The sequence below is a fragment of the Streptomyces atratus genome (genome assembly GCF_900119365.1).
GTDB classification, from domain to species: Bacteria; Actinomycetota; Actinomycetes; order Streptomycetales; family Streptomycetaceae; genus Streptomyces; species Streptomyces atratus_B.
This window is the reverse complement of the sequence record NZ_FPJO01000005.1, coordinates 216586-230016: the sequence shown is the minus strand read 5'-3', so window position 1 is coordinate 230016 and position 13431 is coordinate 216586. Positions and strand designations below refer to the sequence as shown.

General features: G+C 71.2%; 11 protein-coding genes and 1 pseudogene. 9 read left to right on the top strand and 3 right to left on the bottom strand.

The annotated features are described in order from the left end of the window. The first annotated feature begins 12 nt into the window (after positions 1–12). The 4 genes from ligA to secD all read left to right on the top strand — a co-directional run bounded on the left by ligA (position 13) and on the right by secD (position 6080). The gene (gene ligA / locus BT364_RS11870; protein ID WP_072485118.1) at positions 13–2121 is read left to right on the top strand and encodes an NAD-dependent DNA ligase LigA; all 2109 of its coding nucleotides are present in this window, start codon (positions 13–15) and stop codon (positions 2119–2121) included. A 150-nt stretch (positions 2122–2271) separates the two neighbouring features. Next, positions 2272–3105: a rod shape-determining protein gene (locus BT364_RS11865; protein ID WP_072485117.1), complete on the top strand. Its 834-nt coding sequence runs from the start codon at positions 2272–2274 to the stop codon at positions 3103–3105. Between the two features lie 29 nt (positions 3106–3134). Next, positions 3135–3746: a hypothetical protein gene (locus tag BT364_RS11860; protein WP_072485116.1), complete on the top strand. Its 612-nt coding sequence runs from the start codon at positions 3135–3137 to the stop codon at positions 3744–3746. 30 nt (positions 3747–3776) lie between these two features. Further along, complete coding sequence (secD, locus tag BT364_RS11855; protein WP_072485115.1) at positions 3777–6080, top strand: protein translocase subunit SecD; 2304 nt, start codon at positions 3777–3779, stop codon at positions 6078–6080. 224 nt (positions 6081–6304) lie between these two features. Here the strand turns inward: secD and BT364_RS11850 are convergent, their stop codons facing one another. Then, positions 6305–7099 (bottom strand): helix-turn-helix domain-containing protein, encoded by a 795-nt coding sequence (locus BT364_RS11850; protein WP_072485114.1) that lies wholly within the window; start codon positions 7097–7099, stop codon positions 6305–6307. A gap of 63 nt (positions 7100–7162) precedes the next feature. On the opposite strand from BT364_RS11850, the gene BT364_RS11845 reads away from it, so the two are divergent. Further along, a complete protein-coding gene (locus tag BT364_RS11845; RefSeq protein WP_072485113.1) occupies positions 7163–7468 on the top strand; it encodes a 4a-hydroxytetrahydrobiopterin dehydratase in 306 nt (101 codons plus the stop codon). Between the two features lie 22 nt (positions 7469–7490). Here BT364_RS11845 and BT364_RS11840 read toward each other — a convergent pair. Next, a pseudogene (locus tag BT364_RS11840) lies at positions 7491–8184 on the bottom strand (LysR family transcriptional regulator). A gap of 168 nt (positions 8185–8352) precedes the next feature. On the opposite strand from BT364_RS11840, the gene BT364_RS11835 reads away from it, so the two are divergent. After that, a complete protein-coding gene (locus tag BT364_RS11835) occupies positions 8353–9312 on the top strand; it encodes a class I SAM-dependent methyltransferase (RefSeq protein ID WP_072485112.1) in 960 nt (319 codons plus the stop codon). Positions 9313–9749: 437 nt separating this feature from the next. Next, on the top strand, positions 9750–10316 hold the full coding sequence (locus BT364_RS11830) for a hypothetical protein (RefSeq protein ID WP_072485111.1): 567 nt from the start codon (positions 9750–9752) through the stop codon (positions 10314–10316). A gap of 602 nt (positions 10317–10918) precedes the next feature. Here BT364_RS11830 and BT364_RS11825 read toward each other — a convergent pair. Continuing rightward, positions 10919–11755 carry an aldo/keto reductase gene (locus BT364_RS11825; protein ID WP_072485110.1) on the bottom strand — a complete coding sequence of 279 codons (837 nt, stop codon included), beginning with the start codon at positions 11753–11755 and terminating at the stop codon, positions 10919–10921. A 201-nt stretch (positions 11756–11956) separates the two neighbouring features. Between BT364_RS11825 and BT364_RS11820 the strand changes: the two genes are divergently transcribed. Both BT364_RS11820 and BT364_RS11815 read left to right on the top strand, forming a co-directional pair. Next, a complete protein-coding gene (locus BT364_RS11820; RefSeq protein ID WP_072485109.1) occupies positions 11957–12742 on the top strand; it encodes a Tat pathway signal sequence domain protein in 786 nt (261 codons plus the stop codon). A gap of 209 nt (positions 12743–12951) precedes the next feature. Beyond that, positions 12952–13425: a glycoside hydrolase family 18 protein gene (locus BT364_RS11815; RefSeq protein WP_256259711.1), complete on the top strand. Its 474-nt coding sequence runs from the start codon at positions 12952–12954 to the stop codon at positions 13423–13425. Positions 13426–13431 lie beyond the last annotated feature (6 nt).

Sequence of the window (13431 nt, the reverse complement as noted above, 5' to 3'; positions counted from 1 at the left end):
GCGGACGGCAGGATGGGGGCCATGACGAACTCAGCTGTTGTGCTCGCCGACACCGCCGCCTACGCCGCCGCGGTCGAAGAAGCGACGAAGGCCGCCGCCGCGTACTACGCCACGGGCGAGAGCACGTTCGACGACGACGCCTACGACCGGCTGGTGCGGGGGATCGCCGCATACGAGCAGGAGCACCCGCAGGAGGTGCTGGACGCCTCCCCGACCGGCAAGGTCGCGGGCGGCGCCGCGAGCGGCGACGTACCGCACACGGTGCCGATGCTCTCGCTGGACAACGTGTTCTCGGCCGACCAGTTCGTCACCTGGACGGCCTCGCTGGAGCGCCGGATAGGCCGGCCCGTCGCGGCCTGGAGCGTGGAGCCTAAGCTCGACGGCCTGGCCGTCGCGGCGCGCTACCGGGCGGGCCGCCTGGAGCAGCTGATCACCCGGGGCGACGGCACCGCGGGCGAGGACGTCTCGCATGCGATCGGCACCGTGGTGGGCCTGCCCGAGCAGCTCGCCGAGCCGGTGACGATCGAGATGCGCGGCGAGATCCTCATGACGACCGAGCAGTTCGAGCAGGCCAACGCCGTGCGCACCGAACACGGCGGCACCCCCTTCGCCAACCCGAGGAACGGCGCGGCGGGCACCCTTCGCGCCAAGGACCGCGCGTACACGGTCGAGATGACGTTCTTCGCCTACGGCGCCCTGCCGCTGCCCGACTCCGGCGAGCTCACCGAAACCCTCGCCGAACTCCCGCACAGCGAGGTTCTCGCGTACGTCGCCCGCCTCGGCGTGCACACCGCCGCGGACACGGACGTGGCGCCGCGCACCGTCACCACCGTCGGGGAGGTGCAGAGCCGGGTCGAGGAAGTCGCCGCCCTGCGCGCCTCGTTGCCGTTCGGCATCGACGGCATCGTGATCAAGGCCGATCTCGCGGCCGACCAGCGCGAGGCCGGTTCCGGGAGCCGGGCGCCGCGCTGGGCCATCGCCTACAAGCTCCCGGCCGTCGAGAAGGTCACCCGGCTCCTCGGCGTCGAGTGGAACGTGGGGCGGACCGGCATCATCGCGCCGCGCGCCGTGCTGGAGCCGGTCGAGATCGACGGCTCGACCGTCAGCTACGCCACGCTGCACAACCCCGCCGACATCACCCGCCGCGATCTGCGCCTGGGCGACCGGGTGATGGTCTACAAGGCGGGCGACATCATCCCCCGTATCGAGGCCCCCGTCGCCCATCTGCGGACCGGTGACGAGAAGCCGATCGACTTCCCGGAGTCGTGCCCGCAGTGCGGCTCCGAGATAGACACCAGCGAGCAGCGCTGGCGCTGTGTCCGGGGCCGCGGCTGCCGGCTCGTCGCCTCCATCTCGTACGCGGCGGGCCGCGACCAGCTCGACATCGAGGGCCTCGGCGCGACCCGTGTCGTCCAGCTCGTCGACGCCGGTCTGGTGGCCGACTTCGCCGACCTCTTCACCCTCGACCGCGAGCAGTTGCTGGGCCTGGAGCGGATGGGCGAGACCAGCACCGACAACCTCCTGGCCGCCATCGAGACGGCACGGACCCAGCCGCTCTCCCGGGTCTTCTGCGCGCTGGGGGTGCGCGGCACCGGGCGCTCCATGTCGCGGCGGATCGCCCGGTACTTCGCGGTCATGGACCGGATCAGGGCGGCCGACGCCGAGGAGCTCCAGCGGGTCGACGGCATCGGCAAGGAGAAGGCCGCGGGTGTCGTCGCGGAGCTGGTGGAGCTGGCCCCGCTGATCGAGAAGCTGGTGGCCGCCGGGGTCAACATGACGGAGCCCGGCGCCACGCCGCCGCCCGAGCCGGGGGAGGAGGGCGAGGAGCCGGCCGCCGCCGCGGACGGGGAGGGCGGCGCCCTGCCGCTGGACGGGATGACGGTGGTGGTCACCGGCGCCATGACCGGCGTACTGGAAAAGCTCTCCCGGAACGAGATGAACGAGCTGATCGAGCGGGCCGGCGGCAAGTCCTCGTCCAGCGTCTCCAAGCGCACCTCGCTCCTGGTCGCCGGGGAGAAGGCCGGATCCAAGCGCGCCAAGGCGGAGGACCTCGGCATCCGGATCGCCGCGCCGGACGAGTTCGCCGAACTGGTCGCGGTGTTCCTGCCGTCGGAGGTGTGAGGCACGGCGCCGCGCGGCCGAGCCCTTGGATTTTGCCCGGGAGTGGCTTTCTTTGCCTCCCTATTGCATAGTGAGGGCTCGGCCATGCCTCGCTATCAGCGGGTTCATGGGTGTGTGCGCGGCCGCGACGGCAGGTCGGTGGGAGGGGCGATGCGTTCTCTGCACGAAAGGCGACGACTCGGCTCCTCCGTCCGCCGGGACCACCAGGACCACCGGGGCGTCACCCGTGGCCTCGCCCTCGATCTCGGCAGCTTCCGCACCCGCGTCTGGGTGCCCGGACACGGCGTTCTGGCCGACACCGACGTCTGCGGCGATTCGGGCACGGGAGCCGGGAACGGCCGCCCGGTCCGGCGGGGGCGCATCGTCGACCCCGAGTCGTGCGGCCGGATGCTCGGCCGTATCGCCGACACGGCACTGGGCGCGGACCGTACCGGCACCGTGATCGTCCTCAGCCACCCCGTCCTCGCCGGGGCCCGCCAGCGTGCCGAGGCGAGGGAACTGATCGCCGCCCTGGGACCGACGACCGTCATCGCCCTCGACAGCGCGAGAGCCGCCGCCGCATACGCCGGTCCGCGCGACGGCGGCCCGCTGCTCGTCGTCGACATCGGCGCCGAACTGACCGAGGCGACCCTGCTCGTCGACGGGCAGGTCCGCGACGCCCGCCAGGCCGAGACGGGCCTGGGCGACCTCGTCCCGGCACAGCCGCCCACCGCAGTGGTCCGCACCGTCCTGGACATGATCATGGAGATGTGGAAGCAGGACCGGCACGGCGCCGTCCTCGGGGCCCTGCGCAAGGGCCCGTTGCTCACCGGGGGCGGCGCCACCCGCCCCGACATCACCAACCGGATCGCGGTCCGCCTCGGGGTCCCGGTGCGTCTCACCGACGATCCGGCGACCGCCGTCGTACGCGGCGCCGGGATGGTCCTCGACTCCGTACTCCGCCGGGCCGGCGCGGCCCCGGCCCTGACCGGCCGAACCGGGTGACCCCCCTCCCGGGGCCGCCCCCGGGGAACGTGCCCCCTGGGGCCTGTCCGACGGACCGGGGCCGGAGCGGCCCGAGCGCACGGCCGGGCACCCCGGCACACCACGGCACCGCGCAGGCGGCCCGGCTGCTCCTCGCCGCCCTCCTGCTCGCCGTCCTCACTGTCGTCGGCGGCACCCCCGCAGCCGCCGGATCCGCACTCCCCGCCCGGCCGTTCGCCGGCGTGCCGCCCTCCGCCGCGTACACCCCCGGCGCCCACCAGCCCACCCCGCACACCGACCGGACCGCCCGCACGGGCACCGCCCACGACACCCGGCGCACCCGCACGGCCACGGCCACCGACCACCACCGGTCCGGGCCGCCGACCGCACCCCGCCCCCAGCCCCGGGCCGGCAGCGACCAGGCCCGCACCGCGCACCACCTCCCGCCGCCCGGCCCCGACGCCCTGCTGCCCGGCGCGCCCGGCGTCCACGCGCCCCACCGGGCCGACCGCCCGGCCCCCACCGCACCCCCTCGTGCCACCGACCACTCGCGCATCGCGCTCCCCGGCGTACGCGGGCCTCCACGGACGGCCGTTCACCGGCCACCGGTCCTGCCACCGGTCCCGTCCCACAGAACCGCCGTGCCGCCCCTGCCGAGGTGAGGGCGCCCGGCGCCCCCTCGGAGGAAACCCATGACTCGCGCCACCACGGTGCGAGCGGTGCTGGCTGCCGCCGTGCTGCTCGTCTCCGTGCTCATCACGCTGACCATGTCACCCAGACTCGGCCTCGACCTTCAGGGCGGCACCAGAATGGTGCTCCAGGCCAAGGACTCGGACACCGCGAAGGCGGACCGGGAGAGCACCGACCGCACACTCGAAGTACTGCGCCAGCGCATCGACTCGCTCGGCGTCGCCGAACCCACGCTGACCCGCTCCGGCGAGGACCGGATCATCGTCGAACTCCCGGACGTCCAGGACCCCCGCAAGGCCGCCGAGGTCATCGGCAGAACCGCCCAGCTCAGCTTCCACGCGGTCCAGGGCCCGGGCAGCGGAAAGGACGACAGGGCCGGCGCGGGGCCGACCCTCCCCGACGAACAGGGGCGCGCCCTCGACCTCGGCCCGGCCAGGCTCTCCGGCGCGGGCGTCAAGGACGCCACCGCGGCGTTCGACGCCCAGCAGGGCGCCGGCTGGACCGTGTCCCTGGACTTCCACAAGAAGGCAGGCCGGGACTGGACCCGGCTGACCGGTGAAGCCGCCTGCCACCCGGTCCAGGACGACCGCCGCCGCGTCGCCATCGTCCTCGACGAGCAGATCATCTCCTCGCCGCAGGTCTCCCCGACGGTCGCCTGCAACACCGGCCTGCCCTCCGGCTCCACCCAGATCACCGGTTCGTTCAGCGCGGACGAGGCCCGCGAACTGGCCCTGCTGATCAAGGGCGGCGCCCTGCCGCTCCCCGTCGAGATCGTCGAGCAGCGGACCGTCGGGCCGACGCTCGGCGCCGCCGCGATCGACGCCAGCGCCCGCGCAGCCCTCATCGGCGCCGCCGCCACCGCACTCTTCATCACTGTCGTCTACCGGCTCTTCGGCGCACTCGCCGCCGTCGCGCTCGCCGCCTACGGACTGATCTCCTACGCGGCCCTGGTCGGCCTCGGCGTCACCCTCACCCTGCCCGGGCTAGCCGGATTCGTCCTGGCCATCGGGATGGCGGTCGACGCCAACGTACTGGTCTTCGAACGGGCCAGGGAGGAACACGCACAGCATCCGGGCCGTTCCCTGCGGTCCTCGCTGACCGCCGGATTCAAGGGTGCCTGGAGCGCCGTCGCCGACTCCAACGTCACGACGCTGATCGCGGCCGGGCTGCTCTTCTTCCTCGGCTCCGGACCGGTGAAGGGCTTCGGCGTCACCCTCGCCATCGGTGTGACCGCCTCCATGTTCTCCGCCCTCGTCATCGCCCGCGCACTCACCGAGATCGCTGCGGGCTCCCGGTTCGTCAGCGCCTACCGGGGCGTCAACGGCATCGCGTTCCCCGGCCGGGTACGCACCTGGCTGACCCGCCGCGAGCCCCGGCTGATGCGGTTTCCGCGCCGCTGGCTGATGGTCTCCACCGCACTGGTCGCCGTCGCGGTCCTCGGCATCGTCGTCCGCGGTGTCAATCTGGGCGTCGAGTTCACCGGCGGCCGGCTCATCGAGTACTCGACCAGCCGGCCCGTCGACGTGGAGCGGGCCCGCACCGCGCTGGCCGGTGCGGGCTTCGGCGACGCCGAGGTCACCACGGCCGGGGCGGGCGACCTCTCCGTACGGACCGGTGAACTCGACAACGACGGCGAACACGCCCTGCGCGCCGCCCTCGCGGAGGAAGGTGGCAAGACGACCAAGGTCCGCGACGAGCTGATCGGCCCCAGCCTCGGCGACGAGCTGCGGCGCAATGCCCTGATCGCGCTCGGCATCGCCGTGTTCGTGCAGCTGGCCTATCTCGCGGTCCGGTTCCGCTGGACGTTCGCCGTGGCCTCGGTCGGGGCGCTGGTCCACGACGTGATCATCCTGGTCGGCGCCTTCGCCTGGCTCGGCCGTACCATCGACGGCGTCTTCCTGGCCGCGCTCCTCACCGTCATCGGATACTCCGTCAACGACTCGGTGGTGGTCTTCGACCGGGTGCGGGAACTCTGGGCGAAGGCCCGTCGCGTACCGCTGGCCACCATCGCCGACCGGGCCGTTGTCCAGACCGTCCCGCGAACGGTCAACACCGGAATGGGCGCGCTCTTCATCCTCGTCGCGCTCGCGGTGCTGGGCGGTGACTCCCTCGCGGACTTCGCCCTCGCCCTGCTCATCGGCATCTGCGTCGGCACGTACTCCTCGGTGCTGACCGCCGTGCCGGCCGCCCTCGTCCTGGAGCGCAGCAGCAAGGCCCCGCCACCGGCCCGCAAGCGGGCACCGGGACGCCGGTCCGGTACGGGGCGGGCGCGCCGGGATCCGCTCGACAACGGAGCACGAGTCTAAGACCGACCGGCAATTGGGGGGCGGCGTCGCGGGGCTGGGCACGCACATCTGCCGCGTTGTCGTCAATCAACAACTTCCCCAAGCTCTCGGCTTCGCTCGAGCAGGGGAGACCCCATTGCGTTGCCTCAGTCCTCCGCCTTGCAGCTGCACGCACCCAGCCCCGCTCCTTCACCCACCCCCCAATTGCCGGTCGGTCTAAGGGCTGTCCGGCGCTCGAATTCGTCTCAGGAGGCGAGGTATCGCAGATGGTCGGCGGTGGCCCGGTCGGCGGGCAGGAAGGTCTCGATCGCCAGCTCGGCCACCGTCACATCCATCGGTGTGTTGAACGTCGCGATGGAGCAGACGAAGGAGAGCACCCGCCCGTCGTGCTCGATCAGCAGGGGCAGCGCGAAGGGCAGCGACGGAACGGGCCCGGGGCAGGTGCCTTCAGGTACGGGGTAGCCCGCGACCTCCTCGTACAGCTCACGCAGCTCCGTCGAACGGGACAGGGCGATCTGGCGGTCCATCTGGTCCAGCAGATCGGCCCGCCACTCCCGCAGATTACGGATGCGCGGGGCCAGACCTTCCGGGTGCAGGGTGATCCGCATGGCGTTCAGCGGCGGCACGAGCAGGTGCTCGGCCACTCCCTCCAGCAGCGTCGCCATGCCCCGATTGGCCGCCACCACGTTGTACGTACCGTCGACGACCAGTGCCGGATACGGGTCGTACGCCTGGAGCAGCCGCTCCATCCCCTCGCGCAGCGCGTCCAGCGCCGGGTCGTCGAAAGCGGTCTGTGCGTAGCGGGGTGCGTAACCGGCCATCAGCAGAAGGGCGTTGCGTTCTCTGACCGGGACGTCGAGATGCTCGGCGAGCCGCAGGATCATCTCTTCGCTGGGGCGGGAGCGGCCCGTCTCGATGAAAGAGATGTGCCGGGCGGAGGAATCGGCACGGAGCGCCAGCTCCAGCTGGCTGATCCGGCGCTGCTCCCGCCAGCTGCGCAGCAGCGGTCCTACCCCCGTGTCAAGCGCGACAGTTGTCATACCCAGACCGTAACGTCACCGGCACCGCCGACCGGCACCGATCACTGATGAGGGAGTCGCCGTATGCCCGCCGCACCGCTGTCGCAGCAAGAGATCGAGGACCGTCTGGCCGGACTGCCCGGCTGGTCGCTGGAAGGGGACCGGATCACCTGCACCTACCGGCTCCACACCCACTTCGCCGCCCTCGGCCTGACCGTGCATGTCGCCGCCATCCAGGACGAACTGAACCACCACTCCGATCTGACCCTCGGCTACAACACCGTCTCCCTCTCCGTGAACACGCACGACGCGGGCGGTGTGGTCACCGAGAACGATCTGAACCTGGCCGCGCGGGTGGTGGCGATCGCCGACGGGCACGGCGTGCGGTAGCCACGGCGACGCGCGCGGCAGGTCACATCGCCGCGCCGAACCGTGGATGCGCGGCGAGCCAGCGCGTACAGCTCTCGCTGCGCTGCGCTGCGCTGCGCTGCGCTGCACCGCCTCCGCGTACGCCGCCGTGTGTACCCGCTCACCGCGCCCGCCGCCGCGCCGGCCGCCGTCGAACGCGGATGCCAGCCCAGCAGATGGCGCCAGCTCAGCGGCGAGCCGGTGATCGGCCGGGTCACCAGCCCCGGGGTCGGCGGGCTCTCCCCGCAGGTCCCGATGAGGGCGAAGTCGAGTCGTCCGTCCACCAGCTGGGAGGCGATCTCGGCGACCGACCAGGAGGTGTACGTCGACACGGGCGCGGCCGGGTGCGCGGTGACCAGGCGGTCCACGAGGCCGGCCAGCAGCGGGCCGTGCGTGCCGCCCAGCCGGAAGCGCTCCATCGTCCCCCAGGCGTTGGCGAACCGGACCGCCTCCTCCTGGAGCTCGCTCACGGCGGGCAGCACCACCCGGGCCCGTTCGAGCACCAGCTCACCGAGGAGCGTGGGCCGGGCGCCGGTGTGGTCGCGGTCGAAGAGCGGGCCGCCGAGCGCCTTCTCGATCCTTCGCAGCTGCGCGCTCAACGCGGGCTGGGCGAGCCCGAGCGTCGCGGCCGCCTTGGTCAGGCTCCCGGTGTCGGCGATGGCACGTACGGCTCGCAGATGGCGCAACTCCAGCTCCATAAACGCAAGTTATGGACCCGGCGGCGTACCGGCAATATGCCGGTGTCCATTGAGTGAGATGTGTCCGGACTCGGGCGGGTGCCGGCGCGCGGCGTCGGCCGGAATGAGCGACTTGCTGAACCGGCAATAGAACTTGCCGTGGAGTCGGCCCGCGGTGACGCTGTTTCCATGAGCCAGCAAACCGGACACGGTCATCACCAGAACACCGCCCACAGCCACCAGCACCACCCGGACGCGGCCCACGGCGGGCACCACGACCACACTCATGGCCATCATCACGACGCCGGTGACATCGACTGGGATGTGATGGGGCCGCAGCTGGAGCAGGAAGCCGAGGTCAGCCGTCCGCAGTACGAGGCGGCGGCTCGCTGGATCGCAGGGCTCCCCACGGCCCCGAAGGTCCGCCGGGTGCTCGACATCGGCAGCGGACCGGGCGTGATCACCTGCCTGCTCGCCGAGATGTTCCCCGAGGCGGAGGTCGTCGCCGTCGACGGCACCCCGGCACTCCTGGAACGCACCCGGAACCACGCCGAACGCCTCGGTCTCGGCGACCGGGTCCGCACGCACGAGGCGGACCTCCCCGAAGGCCTCGGCGGACTGGAGGAGGCGGATCTGATCTGGGTGGGCAACGCCCTGCACCACATGGGCGACCAGCGCGCCGTCCTGGCCGGATTCGCCGCGCTGCTGCGCCCCGGCGGGACCGTCGCCCTGGTCGAGGGCGGGCTGCAGCCCCGTCGGCTCCCGCGTGACATCGGCATCGGGCGCCCCGGTCTGGAGGCCAGGCTCGAAGCGATCAACGCGGCCCGGTTCGAGGACATGCGGGCGGCACTGCCCGGCGCCACGCGGGAGACCGAGGACTGGAGTGCCCTGTTCACCGCGGTCGGACTGGCCCCGCAGGGCACGCGCAGCTTCCTGCTCGACCTCCCGGCGCCGCTCTCCGACCGGGCCCGGGACCATGTCGTGACCGAGTTCGCCCGTCGGCGCCAGATGTTCGAGGAGGAGCTCACGGCCGAGGACATCGCCGCACTCGACCGGCTGCTCGACCCCGACGACCCGGCCGGGCTGCTTCGGCGCCCCGATGTCTACCTGCTCTCGGCACGCACCGTGCACCTGGGCCGACGGGACTGACCGCGCGCGACCGCGCTGATGGGAGCCGGGTCGGGCCCGGCTCCCATCCGGTGCGGGAGACGGGCGGCGCGTCCCCGGGCTGTCCCATGTCCCGCCGCGGCCCCGTGGCGGCCAGGCGCGGACGGGGCTGCGGATGACGGGTATTCACGGGCCCCGGCCGCCGCCCGGGCCGTGTCAAGAAAAGACACGCTGCTGCCAGGGTGAGTGGGCATCAGGAAGTCCCCTGAGCGGTCTAATCGCGGATCAATTCGCCTATGAATAAGGGCAATTGGCGGCTCATCGAATTATGTGAATATCGCATATGGCGCATTTATGTAACTCGATCGGAGTGTGGGTGTCGACCTTCGACGTGTCCGATATGACACGTATGAAGATCTTCAGTAATTTCATCCACGGGTCGACTGCTCAGCCGACCTTTCTGAGACAGGAGAAGCGAAATGATTACGCGTTCCACCGTCGTCACCGCCGCCGTTGCGGCCGCTGCAGCCCTGGCCGCCACCGGTATCACCTACGCCTCGGCCGCCACCTCGGAGCCGGCCCAGGCGACCCAGGCCGTCCAGCAGGCCGTTCCCGCTTCGGCTCTCGGCGGCGGCGACGTCGACAAGGGCAACGAGGGCAAGGGCAACGAGGGCCGTGGCAATGAGGGCCGTGGCAATGAGGGCCGGGGCCACAACGAGGGCCGTGGCCACTACGAGGGCCGCATCCACATCAACGAGCGGACGTACGCCGACGAGCTGGGCGGCTGCGTGACCGTGGTCAGCGGCCTCGGTTCCAACAGCCTCAACATCCGCAACGACAGCCGCCGGACCGTTGAGGTCTTCCGCGGCGCCACCTGCGACAACGGCGCCCCCATCGCCACCGTCGGACCGCACAGCTCCAGCGACGGGGTGTTCCCCGGTCACGTCAAGGGCGGTGTGTGGGTCAAGAACGGTGTCGTGGGCAGCTTCCGCGTCATCGAGCGTCACTTCGACGACAAGAATGACGGCGGTGGCCGGGACTGGTGACCGAGTCGCCAGGTTGACGTGAGCCCCGGCCCGCCGTAATCGGGCCGGGGCTCCAGTCAGGGTATCCGACCGGAGTGTTCCGGTCGGATATCCGCACCTGAACGACGACTGACAATCTCAAACACCTGCCAGGTCATACTAAAACCGGACGGTGAGGTACTGCCAGCCGACTGGAGCAGCCGTGCCGCACGCGGCCACCGGTCGGGCCGGTGCTCTTCCGGTTCCGGGATTCGGCTTCCGAATTCGTTTCTCGGTCTGCGACCCTCGGCGGGGGCCCGGTAACCGGGGCGGCAGAGCGTGGCGCCGGCGTGGCAGACGCCGCCCATGTCCCGGCCGTCAGGAGGCCGACGGGCCGTCTTGGTCCGGGTGGGTGAAGGCCCGCACGGCACGGTGCCGAAGGGCCACTCGCATCATGGTCCGCACGCATCCGCACAGATCCCCGTGCCGGTCTGTATCCGGCCCATGCCCCGGGATGTTCCCGCATCGGCTCCAACCGTCACCACTGGCCGCTGCCGTTACGGTTCCGCTCCCGCAGGGCGGGCCGCCGCCCGGCTCGGCAGCCGGGCGGCGGCCCGTGTGCGTCAACGGCGCGATGGCGGGGCTCAGGCGCCGACGTTGAACTCGCCGGGGTTCGGGCCCAGGCGCCTGCCCTCGTCCAGGGCGGCGAACGCGGCCAGGTCGTCGGCGTCCAGTTCGAAGCCGAACACATCGAGGTTCTCCACGATGCGCGACGGCGTCACGGACTTCGGGATCACCACATTGCCGGTCTGGATGTGCCAGCGGAGCACCACCTGGGCGGCCGTGCGGCCGTGCTTCCGGGCGATCGCGACGACCGTCGGGACCTCCAGGAGGCCCTTGCCCTGCCCCAGCGGAGACCAGGCCTCGGTCGCGATGCCGTGCTTGGCGTGGAAGGCGCGCGACTCGGCCTGCTGGAGCTGCGGGTGGAGCTCGATCTGGTTGATCACCGGGACCACGGAGGTCTCGCCTAGCAGACGCTCCAGGTGCTCGGGGAGGAAGTTCGAGACACCGATGGCCTTGGCGCGGCCGTCGGCATGGATCTTCTCGAAGGCCTTGTACGTGTCCACGTACGCGTCCTTGGCCGGCACCGGCCAGTGGATCAGATACAGGTCGACGTAGTCGAGCCCCAGCTTGTCGAGCGAGGCGTCGAAGGCGCGCAGGGTCGAGTCGTGGCCCTGCTCGGAATTCCACAGCTTCGTGGTGACGAACAGCTCCTCCCGGGCGACACCGCAGGCCGCGATCGCTCTGCCGGTGCCCTGCTCGTTCTCGTAGATCGCGGCGGTGTCGATGCTCCGGTACCCGGACTCGATGGCCGTGGTGACCGCCTTCGCGGCCTCGTCGTCCGGCACCTGCCAGACACCGAAACCGAGCTGCGGCATCGCGACGCCGTTGTTGAGGGTGATGGAGGGGACCTGGCTCACGAGCGGTCGATCCTTACGTCGTCGGTAGGTACTCCCACGGTCAACGATCACCGGCCGCCGAGCATTCCCCGCAGACCTCATCCGTCCAGGGCATTGACCGCGTCCGGTCAGCACGCAACTCTGGAGCACGTCACTGAACTACGGACACTCTTGTGAACGTGCACTCCGAGATCATGGCGAACGACTCCGAGCGAGGTCGACGTGACGAACCCTTCCAGGCGGGCGTTGTTGGGTGTGGCCATCGGCGGTGCCGTCGCCGCGACCGCCGGGCTCCCCGCCACCGCGCACGCGGCGAGCTGGAAACTGCGCTGGTCGCCCTCGGCGAGCAGCGGTGGACTCGGTGCCTTCGAGACCGTCGAGGACGACCGGGCCGACTCCCATCCGACGGGGCAGCCGCACATCCTCACCGAGGGCGACAACTTCCGGTTCAACATGCACACCGTCGACCGGGACACCTCGACGGACCGCCAGCGCCAGGAGGTCACCGGGCTGCGCACCAGCGGCAGTTCGTACCTCAAGTGGCTGCCCGGGGAGACCTGGCGGGTCGCGTACCGCATGTACATTCCCGGCTCGCTGAAGGCGACCACCAGCTTCACCCACATCATGCAGATGAAGCAGCCGGGCACCGGCACCTCGCCGATCGTCGTGCAGTCCCTGCGCCGGGTGAGCGGGGTGCAGACCATCGAGCTCAAGCTTCCCCTCGCCGACATCCTCGTCGGCCGCACCGACCTCGTGCCGCTCCAGGACAAGTGGATCGACGTCGACTTCCGGATCACGATCGGTGACGGTGCGTCGGGCTCGGTCCGCTGGATCCTGAAGGACGGGGCGACCACCGTCGTCGACAGGTCGAAGTCCGGCGTCGACACCCTCCTCGCCGACCGGGTCCGGCCCAAGTGGGGCATCTACCGGTCGCTCGGCGACACCTCGGGATCGCTGCAGGACACCCATCTCCTGCTCACCGGGATGCGTGGGTACCAACTGGTCTGACCGGTCCCGGGAACAGGAGGCGGAACGCCCTGGCACGGCAGGGCGGCGGGGCATGCCCGCCGCCCTCGAGGGCTTTCCGTACTCCGCCCAACCTGCCTGCGCCGCTTGAGATTTGGGCCCGCGCGAGGCATTGACAGAAAGCTCCGCAGGGAATCCTATGCAGTGTCGGTCAGGAACCTTTCCTAACACCGAACCGGAAGGGATCATCCGTGCACCCTGCCGCACCCCCACGCCGCTTGGTGGCCGCCCTCGCAGGCATCAGCTGTCTGCTCCTGCCCCTGCTGGGCCATCTCCCGAAGGCCTATGCCGCCGCGGACGCGGACGAGGCCGCCATCGACTCCATCCGGGCGGCCGGCGGTGACATCGTCGTCTCGGTGGGCGGCTGGAGCGGCGACAAGCTCGGCGAGAAGTGCACCAGCGCCGCCGCGCCGGCCGGGGCCTACCAGAAGGTGATCAACGCCTACCACCTCAAGGCGCTGGACATCGACATCGAGGACACCGAGTTCTCCAAGGCGACCGTGCGGCAGCGGGTGGTCGACGCCCTGAAGATCGTCAAGAACGCCAACCCCGGCCTCGTGACGTACGTGACCACGGGGACCACCCCGACCGGCCCCGACGCCACCGGCAAGGACCTCATCGAGCGGGGCGCCGTGACCAAGATCGTCGTCCAGTACAAGGGCTGAGGAGAT